This window comes from Roseivivax isoporae LMG 25204 (genome assembly GCF_000521865.1).
Taxonomy (GTDB): domain Bacteria; phylum Pseudomonadota; class Alphaproteobacteria; order Rhodobacterales; family Rhodobacteraceae; genus Roseivivax; species Roseivivax isoporae.
Genome location: NZ_JAME01000025.1, coordinates 62,981 through 75,975 on the forward strand (window position 1 = coordinate 62,981; position 12,995 = coordinate 75,975).

At 70.4% G+C, this 12,995-nt stretch carries 12 protein-coding genes; 6 read left to right on the forward strand and 6 right to left on the reverse strand.

What is annotated here, in order from left to right:
- Positions 1 to 327 precede the first annotated feature (327 nt).
- The 6 genes from mdoH to RISW2_RS15750 all read left to right on the forward strand — a co-directional run bounded on the left by mdoH (position 328) and on the right by RISW2_RS15750 (position 7,775).
- On the forward strand, positions 328 to 1,950 hold the full coding sequence (gene mdoH, locus RISW2_RS15725) for a glucans biosynthesis glucosyltransferase MdoH (protein ID WP_244437592.1): 1,623 nt from the start codon (positions 328 to 330) through the stop codon (positions 1,948 to 1,950).
- Positions 1,929 to 3,452, forward strand: a complete 1,524-nt coding sequence (locus tag RISW2_RS15730; RefSeq protein WP_043773044.1) for a glucan biosynthesis protein — start codon at positions 1,929 to 1,931, stop codon at positions 3,450 to 3,452. The genes mdoH and RISW2_RS15730 overlap by 22 nt, the downstream gene beginning before the upstream one ends.
- 143 nt (positions 3,453 to 3,595) lie before the next feature.
- A complete protein-coding gene (locus tag RISW2_RS15735) occupies positions 3,596 to 4,219 on the forward strand; it encodes a CDP-alcohol phosphatidyltransferase family protein (protein WP_043773046.1) in 624 nt (207 codons plus the stop codon).
- A complete protein-coding gene (locus RISW2_RS15740; RefSeq protein ID WP_051492087.1) occupies positions 4,216 to 5,421 on the forward strand; it encodes an ABC transporter substrate-binding protein in 1,206 nt (401 codons plus the stop codon). Before RISW2_RS15735 ends, RISW2_RS15740 begins: the two co-directional genes overlap by 4 nt.
- Positions 5,422 to 5,488: 67 nt before the next feature.
- The gene (locus RISW2_RS15745) at positions 5,489 to 7,132 is read left to right on the forward strand and encodes an ABC transporter permease (protein ID WP_051492089.1); all 1,644 of its coding nucleotides are present in this window, start codon (positions 5,489 to 5,491) and stop codon (positions 7,130 to 7,132) included.
- On the forward strand, positions 7,125 to 7,775 hold the full coding sequence (locus RISW2_RS15750) for an ATP-binding cassette domain-containing protein (protein WP_043773048.1): 651 nt from the start codon (positions 7,125 to 7,127) through the stop codon (positions 7,773 to 7,775). The genes RISW2_RS15745 and RISW2_RS15750 overlap by 8 nt, the downstream gene beginning before the upstream one ends.
- On the opposite strand, the gene RISW2_RS15755 is transcribed toward RISW2_RS15750, so the two are convergent.
- The 6 genes from RISW2_RS15755 to fghA all read right to left on the reverse strand — a co-directional run bounded on the left by RISW2_RS15755 (position 7,760) and on the right by fghA (position 12,920).
- A complete protein-coding gene (locus RISW2_RS15755) occupies positions 7,760 to 8,269 on the reverse strand; it encodes a PQQ-dependent catabolism-associated CXXCW motif protein (protein WP_156943873.1) in 510 nt (169 codons plus the stop codon). The two genes, RISW2_RS15750 and RISW2_RS15755, sit on opposite strands and share 16 nt — an antisense overlap.
- Positions 8,270 to 8,295: 26 nt before the next feature.
- Entirely contained in the window at positions 8,296 to 9,138 is an 843-nt protein-coding gene (locus RISW2_RS15760; protein WP_043773052.1) for a substrate-binding domain-containing protein, read from the reverse strand.
- Positions 9,122 to 9,655: a c-type cytochrome, methanol metabolism-related gene (locus RISW2_RS15765; RefSeq protein ID WP_051492088.1), complete on the reverse strand. Its 534-nt coding sequence runs from the start codon at positions 9,653 to 9,655 to the stop codon at positions 9,122 to 9,124. Before RISW2_RS15765 ends, RISW2_RS15760 begins: the two co-directional genes overlap by 17 nt.
- 85 nt (positions 9,656 to 9,740) lie before the next feature.
- A complete protein-coding gene (gene xoxF5 / locus RISW2_RS15770) occupies positions 9,741 to 11,540 on the reverse strand; it encodes a lanthanide-dependent methanol dehydrogenase XoxF5 (protein ID WP_043773054.1) in 1,800 nt (599 codons plus the stop codon).
- Positions 11,541 to 11,673: 133 nt separating this feature from the next.
- The gene (locus RISW2_RS15775) at positions 11,674 to 12,072 is read right to left on the reverse strand and encodes a c-type cytochrome (protein ID WP_043773055.1); all 399 of its coding nucleotides are present in this window, start codon (positions 12,070 to 12,072) and stop codon (positions 11,674 to 11,676) included.
- Between the two features lie 23 nt (positions 12,073 to 12,095).
- Positions 12,096 to 12,920 carry an S-formylglutathione hydrolase gene (fghA, locus tag RISW2_RS15780; RefSeq protein ID WP_043773057.1) on the reverse strand — a complete coding sequence of 275 codons (825 nt, stop codon included), beginning with the start codon at positions 12,918 to 12,920 and terminating at the stop codon, positions 12,096 to 12,098.
- Positions 12,921 to 12,995: the final 75 nt, after the last annotated feature.

The window sequence follows — 12,995 nt, forward strand, 5'->3', positions numbered from 1 at the left end:
GCGGAACGCCCGGAATCGCCGTGTTGCCGCGCTCTATGCGCGACATTTCCGGCCGGGGCAATCGGCAGACGTTGACGCACCGTCCCGACGTTGCACGCCTGCGCGCCCGGACCGAATCCGGGCCGCGCTCGGCGACAATCCGCCCGCATCGGCGCGCGTAGCCGGCGACACCGCCGACCGGCGCGAATTCGCCCAAGTCAACTCACGATTTCGGCAGAACCCGGCGAGGTTCCAGCGCGGTCCGAACTTTTTGCTGCATCGCAGAGTTGCCGGTGAAACCGACACACCCGGGCGCTGACCCGGGCCAGCCGAGCTGTGAGGATTGCCGTGACACTGCACGTCCCAGAACACCGATTCGACCCGTCCGCGGTCCGACCCGTGGCGGCGCGCCGCCCGGGCGCGGACGCGCGTCCGACCCGCGCGCCGCTGCTCTTCGTGGCTGCGCTGACCTTCACGCTGACCGCGCTTGTCGCGGCCGGCTTCGCCGCCGTGGTGACCGCCTGGACCTTCTGGTCGGTGCTGGCGCTGGCGCTCGTGACGCTGACCTCGGCGGCGCTGTCGCTCGGGGCCGCCACGGCGGTGACCGGCCTCGTCTTCCCCGCGCGCGAGATCGCCCGCCCCCGGCCGGGCTGGCAGCCCCGGAGCCGCACCGCCATCCTGCTCACGCTCTGCGGCGAGGATCCCCGCGGCCCGGCGCGGACGCTGATGGATCTCTCGCGCGACCTCGAGCGGGCGGGCATGGCGGCGCATACAGACATCTTCGTTCTGTCCGACACCCGGCCCGACAAGGCCGAGGCGGAGGAGACCGCGCTCGCGCCGCTGATCGGCATGGGCCGCATCACCTACCGCCGGCGCGTCGACAACACCGGCCGCAAGCCCGGCAACATCGGCGACTGGCTGGACCGCTGGGGGTCCGAGTTCGACTACATGCTGGTGCTCGATTCCGACAGCCGGATGGGCGCCGAGCGCATCCGCGGCATGGTGCACCGCATGGAGCGCTCGCCCGCGACGGGCCTCCTGCAGGCCGGCATGCGGCTCCTGCCGCCCGAGACGCGGTTCGGCCACCTGCAGCGCAATGCCCAGCGCCTGATGGGCCCGACCTTCCTGACCGGCTTCTCGGCCTGGACGGGTGATGCGGGCAATTACTGGGGCCACAATGCCCTCATCCGAGTGCGCGCCTTCCGCGACGCGGTGCCGCTGCCCCGCCTGTCGGGCCCGGCGCCGCTCGGCGGCGACGTCCTGAGCCACGATTTCGTCGAGGCGGCCTGGATGCGCCGCGCCGGCTGGCGGATCGAGATCGACGCGGACACCCGCGCCTCGGCCGAGGACGGCCCGCAGACGCTGTCGGAATATCACAAGCGGGACCGCCGCTGGTGCCAGGGCAACCTCCAGCACGCGCGCCTGATCGCGACGCCGGGCCTGCACCCGATCTCGCGCCTGCACATGGCGGTCGGGATCATGGGCTACGTGGCCGCGCCGCTGTGGCTCGCGACCCTCCTGCTGCTCGCCTCGGGCGCGGTGACGATGCAGGCGGGCTGGATGCTGCTCGCGGTCGCGACGCTGCTGCTGACGCCCAAGATCTGCGGGATCGCGCGGCTGATGCGCCAGACCCGCGGGCTGCACGCGCGCGCCATCGTGCTGCGCGCCGGCCTGATCGAGACGGTGCTGTCCTCGCTCCTGGCGCCGATCGTGATGGTGCACCACGTGGTCAGCGTGGGCGAGGTCCTGCTTGGCCGCGATTGCGGCTGGAAGGGACCGTCGCGTCATGGCATGACGCTGCCTGCCGGCGCGTTCGAGGCGGCGGCCGGGGCCGCGATCCTCGCGGCCGTCGCCGTGATGAACCCCGCCGCGCTCGTGTGGGTGCTGCCGGTGGCCCTGCCGCTGGTCCTGGCCCCCGCGATCATCCGCTTCATGGAGTCGCCCTGTCGATGCATCGTCGCACCTTCCTGAACACCGGTCTCGGAACGCTGGGCGCGGTCGCGCTCTCGCCGCTGCGGGTTGCCGCGCAAGGGATGCCGTCGCTTCTCGAGGAGGCGCGCGCGCTCGCCGCGGCCGAGTACGCGGCCCCGAGCGGCACGCTCGCGCCGCCCTTCGCGGATCTGAACTACGACCGCTACCGCGCCATCCGCCCGCTGCCTGGCCGCGCCGGCATGCTGCCGCTCGGGAACGGGCACGCGGTCGACCTGTTGCCGCCGGGGCTCTACTTTCCGGACCCCGTCGACGTCGAGATCGTGGGCACCGCGGGCACGCTGGAAACCGTGCCGTTCTCGCCCGGCGTCTTCTCGTACGACACCCGGTATTTCCAGGACGACATCCCGGCGGAAAGTCCCGGCGCGGGCTTCACCGGGCTCAGGCTGCGCACGGCACTGAACGCGGCCGACGTTCTGGACGAGTTCCTGGTGATGCAGGGCGGGACGTATTTCCGCGCCATCGGGCGCCAGATGGTCTACGGCCTGTCGTCGCGCGCGATCGCCATCGGCACCGGCGGTGCCGAGCCCGAGGAGTTCCCGCGCTTCACCCGCATCCGGCTGCACGCGCCGCAAGGCGGCGAGGCCGATCCGGTGCGGCTCGAGGCGGTGATCGACAGCCCGTCGCTCGCCGGCTACCTCGACATGTCGGTGCGGCCCGACGACGAGACGCGCACACAGGTATCGCTGACCGTGATCCCGCGCCGCGCGCTCGACAACGCGGGCATCGCCGCGCTCACCTCGATGTATTTCAAGGGCGCGCTGCGCAACGCGGTCGCCGACGATTTCCGCCCGCGGGTGCATGACAGCGACGTGCTGATGATGGGCAACGGGTCGGACGAGCTGCTGTGGCGGCCGATCTCGAACCCCGCGCGGGTCGAGACCTCGACCTTCTCGGACCGCTCGCCGGGGCATTACGGGCTCTATCAGACCGCGCGCAGCTTCGAGGCGTTCCAGGACGCCGAGGCGCATTACCATGACCGGCCGTCGGCCCGGGTGGAGCCGCGCGGCGACTGGGGCGAGGGATCGGTGGTGCTGGTCGAGATCCCGACCGCCGACGAGTTCATGGACAACGTCGTGGCCTTCTGGCGCCCGTCCGGCGCGCTGGAGGCCGGGCAGGAGCGCAGCTGGGACTACGACATCGTCTGGACCCGCGCCGCGCCGCCGCAGGACATGCCCGCGCGCATCGTCGAGACCCGTATCGGGCGGGCGCATGACCGCGAGGGCGTGCTGATCTGCACGATCGACGTGGCGGGCGCCGTGGGCGAGGCAAAGCCCGAGATCACCGCGACCGGCGGGGCGGAGGTGTCGGGTGCCGCGCTCTTCCCGCTGCCCGGCGGCCAGCTGCACCGCGTGAGCTTCATGCTGGCGCCGGGCGGCGCGGACAGCGCCGAGCTGCGCATGGTGCTGCGAAACGGCGACGGGGCGCCGGTCGCGCCGGTCTGGCTGCACCGCTGGACCCCCGCCCGCGACGGCGGCGTCTGATCCGGGACGGCGTCCCGTCGCGCCGGAAGGCCCGGTTTTGCGGGTCCTCCGGCGCGTAACCTCCGTCACGTTCGCGTCAGCCGCATTGCGGGCGCGCGGCTGCGGTGCATTCTGGCGGGTGACGCCCCAGCCGGACGCGCCCGATGCTCGACACCTATGCCCGCCGTCTCATCGACCCGCCGCTGAACGCGGCCGGGCGGCGCGTGGCGCGCCTGGGCATTACGCCCGACCAGGTGACGCTCGCAGGGCTGGCGCTTGGCCTGGTCGCCGCCGCGACCATCGCCGCCGGCGCGCCCCACTGGGCACTGGTCCCGCTCCTCGCCTCGCGGCTTCTCGACGGGCTCGACGGCGCGGTGGCGCGGGCGACGCGGAAATCAGATTATGGCGGCTACCTCGACATCGCCTGCGACTTCCTGTTCTACGGCGCGGTCCCCTTGGCCTTCGTGCTGGCCGACCCCGAGGCGAACGCGGTGCCCGGGGCCTTCCTGCTCGCCTCGTTCTACTTCAACGGCACGAGCTTCCTCGGCTACGCCATCCTCGCCGAGCGGCACGGGATGGAAACCGCCGCGCAGGGGTCCAAGTCCCTCTACTATTCCAACGGCCTGCTTGAAGGGACGGAGACGATCCTGTTCTTCGTGCTGCTGTGCCTCCTGCCCGAGAGTTTCCCGCCGCTCGCCTGGACGTTCGGCGCGCTCTGTTACGCCACCGCCGCGCTGAGGCTGCTTGCCGCCCGCGCCATCTTTGCCGAAAGGACCCGACGCCGATGATCCGTGCCGTCTCCGCCCTGCCGCTGGCCCTGTTCCTGGCCGCGCCCGCCCTCGGGCAGACCGACCCCGCCGACTGGGAGGCGGTGACCGACCGCGCCGAGGGCCAGACGGTCTACTGGCACGCCTGGGGCGGATCGACAGCCACGAACGACTTCATCGCCTGGGTGGCCGAGCAGGTGGCGGACCGGCACGGCGTGACGCTCGAGCACGTGAAGCTCGCCGACACCGCAGACGCGGTGACGCGCGTCCTGTCCGAGAAGCAGGCGGGCGAGGACGCCGACGGCGCGGTCGACCTGATCTGGATCAACGGGCCGAACTTCGCCGCGATGAAGGAACAGGACCTTCTGTTCGGGCCCTTCGCCGAGGCACTGCCGAACTGGCAATACGTGGACACGGACGGCAAGGCCGTGACCACCGACTTCACCGTCCCGACCGAGGGCTACGAGGCGCCGTGGGCCATGGCGCAGGTGGTGCTCATGCACGACACCGAGGACCTGCCCGAACCGCTGCCCTCGGCCGAGGCGATCCTCGACTGGGCCGAAGCCAATCCCGGCCGCTTCACCTATCCTCAGCCGCCCGATTTCCTCGGGACCACGTTCCTCAAGCAGACGCTGATCGAGCTGACCGACGACAACGAGACGCTGATGAAGCCCGCGGACGCCGCCGACTACGAGGCGGTCGTGGCGCCGCTCTGGGACTATCTCGACGCGCTGACGCCGGCGCTCTGGCGGCAGGGGCGCGCCTACCCTGCGACGGGGCCCGCGCAGCTGCAGCTCCTGGCCGACGACGAGATCGACCTCGCCATATCATTCAGCCCGGGCGAGGCGTCGACCGCCATCGCCGACAACCGCCTGCCTCCCAGCGTGCGGACCTTCGTCCTGGAGGACGGGACGCTCGGCAATGCGAGCTTCGTCGCCATCCCCTACAATTCGGGCTCGAAGGAGGGAGCGATGGTGGTCGCAAACTTCCTGATGTCGCCGGAGGCGCAGGTCCGCGCGCAGGACCCGGACGTCCTGGGCTATGGCACCGTGCTTGACGTCGCGGGGCTTCCGGAGGCGGACCGCGCCGCGTTCGAGGCGCTCGATCTGGGCATCGCCACGCTCTCGCCCGAGGAACTCGGGACCGTTCAGCCCGAACCGCACCCGTCGTGGATGACGCGCATCGCCGACGAGTGGACGCGCCGCTACGCCGCCGGCCAGTAGCGCCGGCGTGACGGCCACCTCGAGGGCGGGACGCCTGCGCGCCCTGCCCGCGCTCACCGTTCTGGCGATGCTGGGCCCGGTCGCGGCGGGTCTCGCCGGCACGCTCCTGCCGGCGGCCGGGCTGCATCCGGCGGCGGGCGGCACCGGCCTGTCGCTCGGGCCGCTGCGGTCGCTTCTCGACTGGCCGGGGCTCGCGGCGGCGGCGCGGCTGTCGGTGGTGACGGGTCTCGTCGCGACCGCGCTGGCGCTCGGCGGCGTGGCGCTCCTCCTCGCCGGATGGGCGGGCACGCGGGCGTTCCGCGCGCTCGAGCGGCTGCTGTCCCCGCTCCTGTCGGTGCCGCACGCGGCGATGGCCTTCGGCCTCGCCTTTCTCGTCGCGCCGTCGGGCTGGGTGTCGCGGCTCGTCTCGCCCTGGCTCACGGGATGGGAGCGGCCGCCCGACATCCTGATCGTGCAGGACCCCTGGGGCCTCGCGCTGATCGCAGGCCTCGTCGCGAAGGAGATGCCGTTCCTCCTGCTCATGTCGCTCGCGGCCCTGGGGCAGGCGGATGCGCGGCGGCGGATGCAGGTCGCCACGGCACTGGGGCACGGGCGCGTCGCAGGCTGGATCAAGGCGGTGTTCCCGGCGGTCTACGCACAGATCCGCCTGCCGGTCTACGTGGTGCTGGCCTATTCCATGTCGGTGGTGGACGCGGCGATGATCCTCGGGCCGACGACGCCGCCGACGCTGTCGGTGCAGATCGTGCGCTGGATGGGCGACCCGGACCTTGCCATGCGCCTGACGGCCGCGGCGGGCGCCCTGCTGCAGCTCGGGCTGGTGATCGCCGCGCTCGGCCTCTGGCGGGCGGGAGAGGCCGTGGTCGCCGCCCTCGGCACCCGGTGGATCGCCCGCGGCGGCCGCGGACGGGCCGCCGACCCCGCGCTCCGGGCGATCGGCCTCGGGGCGGGCATCTTCTCGGCCGCGGCGGTGCTGGGCGGGCTGGCCTGCCTCGGGGTGTGGAGCGTCGCGGGCTTCTGGGGCTTTCCGGACGCGCTGCCCGATCAGCTCGACACCGGGTCCTGGTCTCGGCACCTGCCGGGGATCGCGGACGCCGCCGGCACGACCGCGCTGATCGCCGCCGCTGCCACCGCCGCGGCGCTGGTGCTGGTGGTGGGGTGCCTCGAGACCGAGCACCGCCGGGGCGTCGCGCTGTCGCGGCGAGGCCTCTGGCTGATCTACCTGCCGCTTCTCGTGCCGCAGACGGCGTTCCTGCCGGGGGTGCAGACGCTGCTGCTCTGGGCGGGGCTCGACAGCGGGATCGGTCCCGTGACGCTGGCGCACCTGGTCTTCGTGCTGCCCTACGTGTTCCTGTCGCTCGGCGACCCGTGGCGGGCCTGGGACCCGCGGCATGCGGTGGTGGCCGCGGCCCTGGGAACCTCGCCGGTCGGCGTCCTGTGGCGCGTCCGCCTGCCCATGCTGCTTCGCCCGATCCTCACGGCGGCGGCGGTTGCCATCGCGGTCAGCGTGGGCCAGTACCTGCCGACGCTGCTGGTGGGCGGTGGCCGCGTGGCGACGCTGACCACCGAGGCGGTGGCGCTGGCTTCGGGCGGCGACCGGCGGGCGATCGGGGTCTGGGGCGTGGCGCAGACGGCGGCGGTGATGCTGCCCTTCGCGGCCGCGCTTGCGGTGCCGGCCCTCGTGTGGCGCAACAGGCGGGGTCTGCATGTCTGAGGGACTGACGCTCGAGAACGTGCGGATCGCGCGGGGCGCCGCCGAACTGATCGCGGTGGAACGGCACGTGCCCCCGGGCGAGGTGCTGGCGGTCATGGGTCCGTCCGGGGTGGGCAAGTCCACGCTCCTGGCCTTCGTCACCGGGACGCTGGCGCCGGGCTTCACCGCCACCGGCCGCGTCCTGCTCGACGGCGCGGACCTGACCGGCACACCGCCCGAGGGCCGCAGGCTAGGCATCCTGTTCCAGAACGACCTCCTGTTCCCGCACCTGAGCGTCGGCGGAAATCTCGCCTTCGGCCTCGCACCGGGGGGCAGCCGCGCGGCGCGGCGGGCACGGATCGACGCGGCCCTGGCCGAGATCGGGCTCGAGGGGTTCGCCGACCGCGACCCGGCGACGCTGTCGGGCGGGCAGAAGGCGCGGGTGGCGCTGATGCGCATGCTCCTGTCCGACCCGCGCGCGCTGCTGCTCGACGAGGCGTTTTCGGGCCTCGACGCGGCGCGGCGGGGCCAGGTGCGCGCGCTGGTCTTCGACATCGCGCGAGACCGGGGCCTGCCGGTCCTGATGGTGACGCATGACGAGGAGGACGCGCGCGCGGCGGGCGGGCCGGTGATCCGGCTCGGAGAGGATCAGCCGCCGGGCTGAGCCTGCACCTCTTCCAGCGGATAGTCCCAGAGCGCCCAGCCGTCGGTGCCCTCGGGCAGCCAGTAGACCTGCGTGTAGCCGTAGTCGAGCGCGCGCTTCGCCGCGTTCCACGACATCCAGCACTCCTCGAGGCAGAAGAACACGACCGCCCGGTCCATGTCGCCCCCGGTCGCGAGATCGAGGCCCGCGCGGAAATAGGCGTCGGTCTGTTCGGCGATGGCGCCGTAACCCACGTTCGGCAGCCAGATCGCACCCGGGATCGACAGGCGCTTCTTTTCGCGCCAGATGGTGCCCTCGGGCAGGTTCGGGGGTTTCGGCGCACGCGGCAGCACGTCGACGAAGGCCGCCGCGCCGCCCTCCCAGAGGTCATGCGCCTCTTCGGGGCCGACCACGGTCGCGCCTTCGAGCGTCGCGGGCACCGGCGCGCGGTATTCGTCCATGCGGTAATCGGAGGGTTCGTCGACCTCGGCCGCGGCGAAGGCCGGCAGCGCCATCAGGAGCAGCGCCGCCGGCAGCCGTTTCACTGCCCGACCTCAAGCACCTCTGTGCCCATGTCGGTGACAAGGGGGACCCCCGCATCGGCGAGGATCGTGTTGATGGCGTCCTGGTTGCGCCGGATCTGCGAGTTGAGCTCGCGTTTCCAGACATCCTCCCCGAGCCGCACGCCCATGGTGATGCGGTAGAACAGCCGTGGCGCACCCTGTTCGTTCAGGAGCGGCACGACCTTGTAGCCCGGGTGGTCCGACTTCACGAGCGGGCCGCCAAGCGGTCCCCAGAGCACCGCCGCGTCGATCTCGCCCGCCTCGAGGTCGTCGAGCATGTCGGGGGCGGGATCCTCGTAGCGGCGATCCACGAAGAGCGGATAGGCCTTGGCCTTGCCGATAAGACCGGCGCGCGCCATGTGCGTCGCCGGCGGGCTGCCCGCGACGACGCCGATGCGCAGGCCCTGCAGCGCGGGGTCGGACAGCGTCGTGACGTCCGCGAGCGGCCCGTCCTCGGGCACGATCAGCACGTAGGTCGACGTGAAGTAGTGGTTGGTGTTCTGCACCAGCTCGTGACCCTGCGCGAAACCGATCACCACGTCGCACTTGTTCGCCGCCAGCGTGTTGCGGATGAACCCCGTCGCCATGGGATACCATTCGTAGGTCAGCGGCCTGTCCAGCGCCTCGGCGAACAGTTCCGCGATGCGGTTCTCGAAGCCGCTCCCGTCCTGGTCGGACATGGGATAGTTCGCGGGGTCGGCACAGACCCGGAACGCGTTCTGCGAGACGAGATCCGATGTCTGCGCCGACACTGGCCCCGCCTGGGAGAAGAGCAGGGCCAGACCGAGGGCACGACCGAGGGACTTAGCCCATGCAAGCATTTTCCATCTCTGCGATCGTGTCGGACTTGGCGTCCTTCTGGGGAGGGCGACCGCGCGGCACGGCGTCCATGCCGCGTGCCTTGAGGTAGACGTAGATGTCGTTGAGGTAGCACATCACGTTCGGGTTGTCCCCGAAATGCGGCATCACCGAGTTGCCGTTCTGCCGGCCGTTCACGACGACGTCGTAGAAGTCGTAATAGTCCATGTTCACGGCCGAGTTCTTGATCTTCGGCGCGTAGGTGGATCCTTCGCCGTCCGGACCGTGGCAGACATGGCATTCCGCGTGGTAGCGGCGGAACCCCGAGAAGGTCAGCCAGTCCACCGTTCCGTCGTCGTCGATCTGGTAGGTGGGGATGCCGTCCTCGGTGAAGTACTGTCCGTCTTCCTCGTAGCCCACGGGCACCTGGGGGTGCTCGGCATCGGGTTTGACGGGCTGGTCGCTCCAGGCCAGGACGCCGCCCGGAATGGCCACGGCCAGCGCCGCGACTGCAAGGATATGGGATGCGGGACGCGTCATATTCGGGCGCACCTTTCGAATTCTGTCAGGGATAGTGTGGGGCCGGCACGCGAGACCCGCGTGCCGGCCGGCGTCATGCGACCGATCAGTCGGGCAGCGTGAACACCGTCAGCTGGCCGCCGAGTGCGGTGTAGTCGGACAGGGCCGCGTACCCGCCCACGGCGCCGAGGCCGTCGTTGGGGTTGGTGAGGCCCGCCGCCAGACCGATGCCGGCCCAGCCGCCGACACCCGACAGGATGCCGATGTGCTGCTTGCCCTCGTGCATGTAGGTCATCACGTTGCCGATGATGCCCGAGGGGGTCTTGAACCGGTAGAGTTCGTCACCCGTCTCGGCGTGCACCGCCTTGAGGTAGCCCTCGAGCGTGCCGTAGAACACCACGTCGCCCGCGGTGGCCAGGGCGCCCGACCACACCGAGAACTGCTCGGGGATCGACCACTTGATCTCGCCGTTGATGTTGTCCCAGGCGATGAAGTTGCCCATGCCGCCATGGCTGTCGGGCGCCGGGTACATGGCGAGCGTCGCGCCCACATAGGGCTGACCCGCGGTGTAGCTCACCCGGAACGGTTCGTAGTCCATGCAGACGTGGTTCGTCGGCACGTAGAACGTTTCCGTCTTGGGCGAGTAGGCCGCCGGCTGCTGGTCCTTGGTGCCGAGCGCCGCCGGGCAGATGCCGGTGGTGTTGACGTCCTCGCCCTGCTGTTCGGTCGAGTACTGCGCGACCACCGCCGGACGGCCGTAGGTGTCGGACTCGGGGTCCATGTCGACGCCGGTGGTCCAGTTCACCGCCGGGTCGTACTTCTCGGCCACGAGCAGTTCGCCCGACACGCGGTCCATGGTGTAGGCCAGGCCGTTGCGGTCGAAGTGGGTGAGGAGCTTGCGCTCTTCGCCGTCGATCTCCTGCTCGGTCAGGATCATCTCGTTGACGCCGTCATAGTCCCACTCGTCGTGGGGCGTCATCTGGTAGAACCACTTGGCCATGCCGGTGTCGATGTCCCGCGCCATCACGGTCATCGACCAGCGGTTGTCGCCCGGACGCTGCGAGGGGTTCCAGGTCGAGGGGTTGCCGGTCCCGTAGTAGAACAGGTTCTCGTCCATGTCGGCCGAGTACCAGCCCCAGGTGGTGCCGCCACCGATCATCCACTGGTCGCCTTCCCAGGTGTTCGTGCCGGAATTCTCGCCGACCGGTTCGCCCAGGTGGGTGGTGTTCTCGGGATCGACGAGGATGTCCTCGTCGGGACCCATGGAATAGGCGCGCCAGACCTGCTCGCCCGTGTTCATGTCGTAGGCCGTGACCGACCCGCGCACGCCGAACTCGCCGCCCGAGATGCCGACGATGACCTTGTCCTTGACCGGCAGCACGGTCGCGGTGTTCGTCTCGCCCTTGGAGGGGTCGCCGTTCACCACTTCCCACATCACCTCGCCGCTCTCGGCGTTCAGCGCGACCACGGTGGTGTCGGCCTGGTGAAGGAAGATCTTGCCGTCGGCATAGGCCACACCGCGGTTCACGGTGTCACAGCACATCACCGGGATCACGTCCGGGTCCTGCTGCGGTTCGTACTTCCACTTGATCTTGCCGTCGTTGGCGAGATCCAGCGCGTAGACGATGTTCGGGAACGGCGTGTGCAGGTACATCGTGTCGCCGATCACGAGCGGCGAGCCCTCGTGTCCGCGCAGCACGCCGGTCGAGAAGGTCCAGGCCACCTGCAGGTCGCCCACGTTCTCGGCATTGATCTGATCCAGCTCGGAATAGCGCTGGTTCTTGTAGTCGCCAGTCTGGATCGCCCACTGGTCGGCGTTGTCCATCTGGGTGATCAGGTCGTCGTTCGCCGCGGCCATGCCGGCGACGAGCGCGAGTCCCGATGTGAGAAGCGTCAGCCTTTTCATTTCCAACTCCCTTGTTGACGTCACTCCGTCCGTCCTGTCCGCCGCGGCGGGACATGCCGCCGCGACGGGTCTTCAAGCGGACGACCGGCCTCTCCTCGGGATTCCTCCCGACCGGCCGCCCGCGCATGCCCCGTCAGGAGCCCCCGGATTCCGAGAACTGAGACAGGTAGGCAATCACGTCCGCGCGCTCTTCCTCCTTGCGCAGGCCGGCGAACGACATCTTGGTGCCGTTCACGTAGTCGCGCGGATTCTCGAGATAGGCGGACAGCGACTCGACGTCCCAGACGAGACCCTCCTCGCCCTTCGCGACCATCGCGTCGGAATAGTTGTAGCCCTCGAGCGTGCCGGCGGTGCGGCCGACCACGCCGTTCAGCACCGGGCCGACCCTGTTCTGCGCGTCCTCGCCGACCTGGTGGCAGGCCTGACACTTGCGGAACACGTTCTCCCCGGCTTCCGCGTCACCGTCCTGGGCAAGGGCGGCGCCGGCCGGCAATGCCAGCGCGACCGTTGCCGCAAGCAGTTTGTAAGACATGGTTTTCCTTCCTTGGAACATCGTCAGTTCAACCTTTCGGCGTGCCACGCGACGTGGTCACAGGCGAAAGTGTTAACGAAGTAGTATGAGTGGTCATAGCCTCTCTGGAGTCTCACCCGACCGGGCTGGCGCCGCCGCGCCATGGTGTCCGCCAGCGCCTCGGGCCGCAGAAGGTCGAGGAACTGGTCGTCGGCACCCTGGTCGACGAGAATGTCGCTTTTCCAGCCGAGCTCCTCGAGAAGTAGCGTCGAGTCATGGTGCGACCACGCGCTTTCATCGTCGCCGAGATAGGCCGAGAGCTGCTTGCGTCCCCAGTCCGACCGGGTGGGGTTGGCGATGGGCGCGAAGGCAGAGACCGACTCGAACATCTCGCTGTTGCGCAGCGCGAGGGTCAGAGCCCCGTGCCCGCCCATGGAATGCCCGGTGATGCCGTGGCGGTCCGCCACCGGCAGGTGTTCCAAGACGAGGCTGCGCAGCTCGTGCAGGATGTAGTCGTACATCCGGAAGTTCCGTGCCCACGGATCGCGGGTCGCGTTCAGGTAGAATCCCGCCCCCTGCCCGAGGTCGTCGTCGGGATCGTCCGCGACGCTCTCGCCGCGCGGCGAGGTGTCGGGGAAGATCACCGCGAGGCCGTGGCGCGCCGCGTGCTCCTGGAAACCGCCCCTGGTCATGGCGTTCTCGTGGGTGCAGCTCAGCCCCGAGAGGTACCACAGGACGGGGACCGGGCCGGACCGGCTCTGCGGCGGCAGGTAGGCGGCGAAGGTCATCTCGCAGCCGCAGGTGTTCGAGGGATGGCGGTAGACCGCCTGGACCCCTCCGAAACTGCGATTTTGCGACACGATGTCCATGGCCTGGCCTTGCCTGCTCTGGCGCTCTTCAGGTGGTGTACGCGGCAGCGGCGGAAGGCCGCGGTCCGCAACCGG

Bases quoted from the DNA above. Each gene is read 5' to 3' on its own strand.
- RISW2_RS15730 (WP_043773044.1), top strand. From the start codon at position 1,929: ATGCATCGTCGCACCTTCCTGAACACCGGTCTCGGAACGCTGGGCGCG.
- RISW2_RS15735 (WP_043773046.1), top strand. From the start codon at position 3,596: ATGCTCGACACCTATGCCCGCCGTCTCATCGACCCGCCGCTGAACGCG.
- RISW2_RS15740 (WP_051492087.1), top strand. From the start codon at position 4,216: ATGATCCGTGCCGTCTCCGCCCTGCCGCTGGCCCTGTTCCTGGCCGCG.
- RISW2_RS15745 (WP_051492089.1), top strand. From the start codon at position 5,489: ATGCTGGGCCCGGTCGCGGCGGGTCTCGCCGGCACGCTCCTGCCGGCG.
- RISW2_RS15750 (WP_043773048.1), top strand. From the start codon at position 7,125: ATGTCTGAGGGACTGACGCTCGAGAACGTGCGGATCGCGCGGGGCGCC.
- RISW2_RS15755 (WP_156943873.1), bottom strand. From the start codon at position 8,269: ATGGCGCTGCCGGCCTTCGCCGCGGCCGAGGTCGACGAACCCTCCGAT.
- RISW2_RS15760 (WP_043773052.1), bottom strand. From the start codon at position 9,138: ATGCTTGCATGGGCTAAGTCCCTCGGTCGTGCCCTCGGTCTGGCCCTG.
- RISW2_RS15765 (WP_051492088.1), bottom strand. From the start codon at position 9,655: ATGACGCGTCCCGCATCCCATATCCTTGCAGTCGCGGCGCTGGCCGTG.
- xoxF5 (WP_043773054.1), bottom strand. From the start codon at position 11,540: ATGAAAAGGCTGACGCTTCTCACATCGGGACTCGCGCTCGTCGCCGGC.
- RISW2_RS15775 (WP_043773055.1), bottom strand. From the start codon at position 12,072: ATGTCTTACAAACTGCTTGCGGCAACGGTCGCGCTGGCATTGCCGGCC.
- fghA (WP_043773057.1), bottom strand. From the start codon at position 12,920: ATGGACATCGTGTCGCAAAATCGCAGTTTCGGAGGGGTCCAGGCGGTC.